Genomic DNA, 6,365 nt, shown 5'->3' with positions numbered 1-6,365 from the left:
CGGCCTGCGCGAGCGCGGCGAGCGCGGCCTGGTGCTCGCGCTCGCGCCGGGCCTCCTCGTCGCGGAGCCGCTGCTCGGTCACGGCGGCGGCCTCGGAGGCCCGGACCAGCGCCTCCTGTCGGCCCTCGGCCCAGCCCACGGCGTACCCCTGGGAGCGGGCCGCCGTGTGCGTCCGCTCCGCCAGGCCGCTGAGCGCGGCCTCGGTGACGACGTCGCCCAGCACGGCGGAATCGCCCAGCCGGGTCCAGACGCCGGTGCGGAGGTCGGGCTGCTCGACCGCGCGGTAGCCGGCGGCCACTCCCTCAGGAGATGAGCTCATCGTCGCTCCCGCGGTTGATGATGATCTGGCCCTGCTCCTCGAGCTGGCGGATGCGCCGGATGATCGACTGCTGGGCCTCCTCGACCTGGGCGAGGCGGACCGCGCCGAGCAGGTCGACCTCCTCGAGCAGCGTCTCGGCGGCGCGGCTGGACAGGTTGGAGGTGATCTTGGTGCGCACGGCGTCGCTGACGCCCTTGAGCGCGAGGGCGAGCTCGGCCTGGTCGACCTGGCGGACCACCAGCTGCACGGAGCGGTCCTCGAGCTTGACGATGTCCTCGAACATGAACATCCGGCTGCGGACCTCTTCGGCGAGCTCGGCGTCGAGCGCTTCCAGGCCCTCGACGATCTGGCGCTCCGTCACCCGGTCCGACCGGTTGATGATGTTGACCAGCGGGTCCACGCCGCCCACCCGCGACATCTCGGCGGGCTGCAGCACCGAGGACAGCTTGCGCTCGAGGCTCGCCTCGACCGCGTGGATGATCTCGGGGGAGGTCCGGTCCATGACGGCGATCCGGTGCGCGACCTCGGCCTGGAGGCTCGAGGGCAGGCCGGAGAGGACCAGCGAGGCCTTCTCGGCCGTCATGTGCGCCAGCACGAGCGCGATCACCTGCGGGTGCTCGTCGGCGATGAAGGTCCGCAGCTGCGAGGGGTCGGCGCGGTGCAGGAACTGGAACGGCATCTGCACCGCGGCGGCCTGGAGCCGCTCGATGATCTCGCCGGCCCGCTCCGAGCCGAGGGACTGCTCCAGCATCATCCGGGCGAAGTTGAGGCCGCCGCGGGCGATGTTGGCGCGGGCGTTGGCCATCTCGCGGAACTCGGTCAGCGCGGCCACGCTCTCCGTGGGGTCGACGTACTCCAGCCGGGCGATCTCCGCGGAGATCGCCTCGACCTCGTTCTCGGAGAGGTGGCTGAGCACCGAGGCGGCGTTGTCCCGGCCGAGCTGGATCAAGACGACGGCGGCCTTGCGCACGCCGGCAGCGGTGAGGTTCATCGTGGTCATCGCCATCAGGACCGCTCCACCAGCCAGCCGCGCAGCAGCGACGCGACGTCCTCGGGCTGACCGTCGGCCAGGTCCGCGAGCTCACGACGGAGGTCGTCGCCGGCGTGGTCGACGCCCTCGAGCGCCTCCAGGGCGGGGACGTTCTGGATCGCGGCGGCGGCGACGGCCGCGGCCTGGCGCTCGGCGGCGTCGTTGCGCAGCTGCTCGACGAGGTACGTCGTGGTCTGCTCGCGCCGCTTCGCCTTCCGGCGGGAGCGCAGCCAGGCGACCAGGAGGATCGCGAGGATCGCGACCGCGATCCCGGCGTTGCGGGCCATCGCCCACATCTTCTCGGTCTTCGCGGCCTTCGCGGCGGCCGCGAGCTCGGCGGCAGCCGCCTTGTCGGCCGTGCGGTCGAACGGCATCGTCGTCACCTGCACCGTGTCGCCGCGGTTGGGGTCGATGCCCACCGTTGCGGAGATCAGGTCCTGCACGTCGGTGGCGTTCACGGTCTGTGCGGCGGTCGTGTCGAGCACGACGCCGACGTGCAGCGAGTTCACGCTGCCGGGCGCGGTCTCACGGTGCTCGACGGTCGTCGGGATCGCGTTGTCGGAGGTCTGGGACTCCTTGACGTACGACGACTTGCCGCCGGTGCCGGCGGTGCCGAAGCTGTCCATCTGGCCGTCGGGGCCGACGACCCCGGTGGTGCCGGTGCCGCCGGCGGGACCGTTGTACTTCTCGCTGCTCGAGCTCGACGACAGCGACCCCTTGGCGGGCTTGCCGTAGGTGGTCGACTCCGACACGGACTTGTCGAAGTCCAGGTCGGCGGTCACCTGGACCGTCGAGTTGCCGGGCCCGAGGACCCGGTCGAGCATCGTCTGGATCCGCTGGCTGGTCTGCTGCTGGAACGCCGCGACCTGCTGGTCGCGGGTGCTGGCGCCGAGGGCACCGGACTCGGTCGAGGAGAGCACCTTGCCCGAGGAGTCGGCGACGGTCACGTTGTCGGGGTCCAGCCCGTCGATGCTCGACGCGACGAGGTGCACGATCGCCTGGACCTGCTCGGGGTTGAACGTGCTCCCGGCCGCGGTGTCGATGAGCACCGACGCGGTCGGCGGGTCCTGCTCGTCGGCGAAGACCTTGGCCGGCGGCAGCGCGAGGTGGACGACCGCGGTGGTGACGCCGTCGATGGACTCGATGGTCGAGGCGAGCTCGCCCTCCATGGCCCGCTTGAAGTCGGTCTGCTCCTGGAACTCGGAGGTCGAGATGTCCTGGTTGTCCAGCAGCGAGTAGCCCTGGCTGCTCGACTGCTCGGGCAGGCCCTGCCCGCTCAGGGAGATCCGGGTGGAGTAGACGGAGTCGCGCGGGACCATGATCGTCGAGCCGCCGTTGGCGAGCTTGTACGGCGTCCCCTGCGAGTCGAGCTCGTCGACGATCGCCGACGCGTCGGAGGCCGCGAGGTTGCTGTACAGCGGCGCGTAGTCGGGGGTCGAGACCCACCGGAACACCATGAACGCGGCGAGCAGGATCGCCACCGTGCCGATCACGGACACGACCTGCTGGCCGAGCGTGAAGGACGTGAACGTCGTCCGCAGGCTGGTCAGGCTGCGGGTCAGCTTCTGCTTCATCCGATCGGCATCCGCATGATCTCGTTGAACGCCTCGAGCGCACGGTTGCGCACGGCGACGGTCAACTGGGTGGTGACCGCGGCCTCGGTGGCCGCGATCGTGTAGTCGTGGATGTTGTCGAGGTCACCGGTGGCGGCCTGGACGGCGAGCTTGTCGGACTTGTCCTGGACGGCCTCGAGCCGGTCCAGGCCGTCGACCATGAGGTCCCCGAACGACGAGCCGACCTGCGAGCTGCCGCGGACGGTGTCGGTCGGGTTCAGCTGCGGCGCGACGAACGGCGTGAAGCCGACCGCCTCGATCCCGTTGACGCTCATCACGCACGCCCGATCTGCAGCGCGGCGGAGTAGGTCTCCTGCGCCTGCTTGGTCACCTGCACCGAGGCCTGGAAGCCGCGCTGGGCCATCACGAGCTGGGTCATCTGCGCGGACATGTCCATCTCGGGAGCGCGGACGTAGCCGTCGGCGTCGGCCATCGGGTTGCCGGGGTCGGACACGAGGCGGCCCGCCGGGTCGCTCAGGGCCATCCCGGCCACCTCGACGCCGCCGCCCACGGCGGAGCGCACGATGAGCATCTGGGCCTGGAAGGCGTTCTGGCTGGTCGGCGTGACCGTGTTGACGTTCGCGATGTTCGACGCGAGCGTGTCGAGCCAGGTCTGGTGCACCCCCATCGACGAACCGGCGATGGCGAGGGTGTCGAACGCGCCCATCAGGCGACGCCCGCCGCGGTCTTGATCAGCGCGAAGCGGTCGGTGGTCGCCCGCGTGAGCATCTGGTACTGGAACTGCGACTGCACCGCCGACAGCGTCTCCTTGCGCAGGTCGACGTTGTTGCCGTTCGCGCCGACGGGGGTGTCGGTGGCCAGGAACTCCACGGGGGACGCGGAGGCCGGGTCGCCGGCGGAGATGGCCGCGCGGAGGCTGGTCTCGAAGTCGACGCTGCTCGCCCGGTAGCCGGGGGTGTCGACGTTCGCGATGTTGTCCGCGGTGACGCGTTGACGCAGGGCGACCCCGTCGAGGGCAGCGTTGAGCACACTGCCGACAGGGTCAGGGAACGCGAACGGCATGCCGATGCCTCCTGGGAAGGGGGTGTCGTGTGCCGGTCCGTCGGCGGGTGCGAGCGATCCTTGCTCGTGTGGTCCTTCGGCTCCTGCGCGAGCGACCTGAGCGAAACCCGACAGGTGAGTCCCGGAATTTGCTGGAGAACCACGAAACGCCCGCCCCGACGATCGGGACGGGCGCTCGGTGCCCGGCGCTGGGGTGGCTCAGGCGTCGATGTCGAGGTAGACCGCGCCGCCCGGGCCGCGGCCGGTGGCGCGGTCCACGCGGGCGGCGAAGCGGTGCTGCTGGCCGACGACGCCGGCGGCTCGGGCCAGCTCGGCCTCCACCCGGAGCTGGCGCTCGCGGAGGGCGAGGGCCCGGTCGACCAGGTCGGCGGGGATCGGGCCGGACAGCGTGGGCTCGTCCCACGGCTCGTGCCGGGCGTGCCCCTCACGCGAGGGGTCGGCCAGCAGGCGCTCGGCGAGCATCACGTCGAGCTCCAGGCGGTCCAGCGCGGTCTCCCAGTGCAGGTGCTCCGAGGCGCCGGAGCCCGCAGTGCGGTTCGAGAAGACCTCGGTGCTCACGCCGACTCCGCGATCAGGCCGAGGGCGGCGTCGCGCCACGTGTCGCGCAGGGTCGAGACGATGTCGAGGCAGAAGTCGGTGATACGGAGGTTCTTGCCGATGTTGGCCTTGACGAGCTCGCTGTGCAGGTAGTCGTACAGCGCGGCCAGCCCGCTGGCGCCGTCCCAGGCGCTGGTGTCGAGGCTGGCGTTGAGCTCGAGCACGATGTCCTGCGCGTGCAGCAGGGGCTCGTGGGCCTTGCTCGGCTCGCCCAGCCGCAGGGCCTCCGACGCGCGCTGCAGGTCGAGCGCAAGGCGCTCGTAGAGCATCACCAGGAGCTGCTGCGGCGAGGCCGTGGACACCGTCGCGGCCAGGTAGGTCTCGCGCGGGTTCTGGTGCGGGTTCATCGATCTTCCTTCCGTGGTCACGATGAGTAGGTCGGCAGCGAGGAGATCTGGCCGGCCAGCCAGTTGCCCTGGCTCTGCATGTTCGACAGTGCCGTCTCGAGGGCGGTGTAGGTCCGCTCCAGGGTCTTGCGCCGGATCTCGAGCCGGTCGTCCCAGTCGGCGATGCTGTCGGTGAGACGATCCAGGGCGGTGTTGCGTCCGGCGATCGCCGCCGTGATGGTGCCGTTGACACCCGTGGCGCCCTTGGCGACCGCGGCCACCCGGGCGGCCCACCCGTCGGTCGCCGTCGTGGCGCCGGTCGTGAACTTCGCCGCGACGCCCGAGGGATCCGCGGCGTAGGCCTTGTCGAAGGCGTCGCCGTCGAAGACGAGCTTGCCGTAGCGGTCGGTCTGGATGCCGAGGGAGGCCATCGACGTCGAGTCCGATCCGAAGATCGTGTTGACCAGGCTGTTGCGCAGCGACCGCGACATCGTGTCGCCGGCCAGCACGCCGGCCGTGCCGGTCTCGGTCTTCGTGGCCGTCTGCGTGTCGATCAGGCTCAGCAGCGAGTTCACCTGGTCGACGAGGCCCTTGACCGAGGCGCGCACGCTCGAGGAGTCCTGGGCGACCGTGACGGTCGCGGTGCCGCCGACCGTCGCGGTGGGCGCGAGCGTGACGTCGACGCCGGGGACCAGGTTCGTGAACGTGTTGGTGCTCGAGGTCGCGGTGATGCCGAGGCCGAGGTCGATCGAGGCGTCGGCGCCGGCGCGGACCGAGGCGCCGCCGAGCAGGTCGGTGCCGTCGGCGTTGGTCAGGGTGAAGGACGAGGCGGCGCCGGTCGTGGTCGACTCCGCGAGCAGCCGGTAGCTGCCGTCGGCGACCTTGACGGCGCTCGCGCGCACCCCGGTGGTGGAGCTCGAGGCGTTGATCGAGGAGACCAGCTCGCTCAGGGTGCCACCGCCGGTGCTCACGTCGTGGGCGACGCCGTCGGACCCGGTGATCGTCACCGAGGAGCCGGAGGCGACCACGTCGGTGAGGGCGGCGGCGTTGGTGAAGCCGAGCTGGTGGCTCGCAGCGACGGAGCCGATGGTGAACGACAGGGTGGTCGCCGCGGCGGTGGCGCCGGCGGTTGCGGTCACGCCGGTGCCGGTGACGGTCGCCTTGAGGGTCTGCCAGGTGGCGGGCTTCGCGAGGGCCGTGGCCTTGCTCGCGAGGAGCAGGGTGTCGGTGTTGAGCGAGCGCAGCGCGCTGAGGACCGACTTCTCGGTCGTCTGCTGGGTCTTCAGCCGCGTCTGCGGGATCGCCTCCAGCTGCATGAGCTGGTCGACCAGGCTCGCGGTGTCCAGACCGCTCGCGAGACCGCTGATGCTGCTCGTGGCCACCGGGTCCTCCTGGTCGGATGGGGGTCGGGGCCGGATGGTCCCCGATTGCCCCCGGGAGAGCGGGGTGGCGCTCTC

Annotated in this window: 9 protein-coding genes; all 9 read right to left on the bottom strand. The window is 71.2% G+C overall.

Features of this window, described 5'->3' with window-relative positions:
* A partial coding sequence (locus tag VGD85_RS20220) for a hypothetical protein (protein ID WP_331065230.1) occupies positions 1-319 on the bottom strand: 319 nt, incomplete at its 3' end.
* Positions 303-1,325, bottom strand: coding sequence for a flagellar motor switch protein FliG (gene fliG, locus VGD85_RS20215; protein WP_331065229.1), 1,023 nt, complete (start codon positions 1,323-1,325; stop codon positions 303-305). The genes fliG and VGD85_RS20220, both read right to left, overlap by 17 nt.
* A complete protein-coding gene (gene fliF, locus VGD85_RS20210) occupies positions 1,325-2,923 on the bottom strand; it encodes a flagellar basal-body MS-ring/collar protein FliF (RefSeq protein ID WP_331065228.1) in 1,599 nt (532 codons plus the stop codon). The genes fliG and fliF overlap by 1 nt, the downstream gene beginning before the upstream one ends.
* A complete protein-coding gene (fliE, locus tag VGD85_RS20205; protein WP_331065227.1) occupies positions 2,920-3,237 on the bottom strand; it encodes a flagellar hook-basal body complex protein FliE in 318 nt (105 codons plus the stop codon). The genes fliF and fliE overlap by 4 nt, the downstream gene beginning before the upstream one ends.
* Positions 3,237-3,629 (bottom strand): flagellar basal body rod protein FlgC, encoded by a 393-nt coding sequence (locus tag VGD85_RS20200; RefSeq protein ID WP_331065226.1) that lies wholly within the window; start codon positions 3,627-3,629, stop codon positions 3,237-3,239. Before VGD85_RS20200 ends, fliE begins: the two co-directional genes overlap by 1 nt.
* Complete coding sequence (locus VGD85_RS20195) at positions 3,629-3,985, bottom strand: flagellar basal body rod protein FlgB (protein WP_331065225.1); 357 nt, start codon at positions 3,983-3,985, stop codon at positions 3,629-3,631. The genes VGD85_RS20200 and VGD85_RS20195 overlap by 1 nt, the downstream gene beginning before the upstream one ends.
* A gap of 198 nt (positions 3,986-4,183) precedes the next feature.
* Positions 4,184-4,543: a hypothetical protein gene (locus tag VGD85_RS20190; RefSeq protein ID WP_331065224.1), complete on the bottom strand. Its 360-nt coding sequence runs from the start codon at positions 4,541-4,543 to the stop codon at positions 4,184-4,186.
* Entirely contained in the window at positions 4,540-4,929 is a 390-nt protein-coding gene (gene fliS / locus VGD85_RS20185; protein WP_331065223.1) for a flagellar export chaperone FliS, read from the bottom strand. The genes VGD85_RS20190 and fliS overlap by 4 nt, the downstream gene beginning before the upstream one ends.
* 17 nt (positions 4,930-4,946) lie before the next feature.
* Positions 4,947-6,290, bottom strand: coding sequence for a flagellar filament capping protein FliD (fliD, locus tag VGD85_RS20180; protein WP_331065222.1), 1,344 nt, complete (start codon positions 6,288-6,290; stop codon positions 4,947-4,949).
* Positions 6,291-6,365: the final 75 nt, after the last annotated feature.

Origin of the sequence: Nocardioides sp. (assembly GCF_036401255.1) — a bacterium.
GTDB lineage: Bacteria > Actinomycetota > Actinomycetes > Propionibacteriales > Nocardioidaceae > Nocardioides.
The sequence above is the reverse complement of the archived record's forward strand: the minus strand, read 5'-3'. Positions and strand labels throughout refer to the sequence as shown.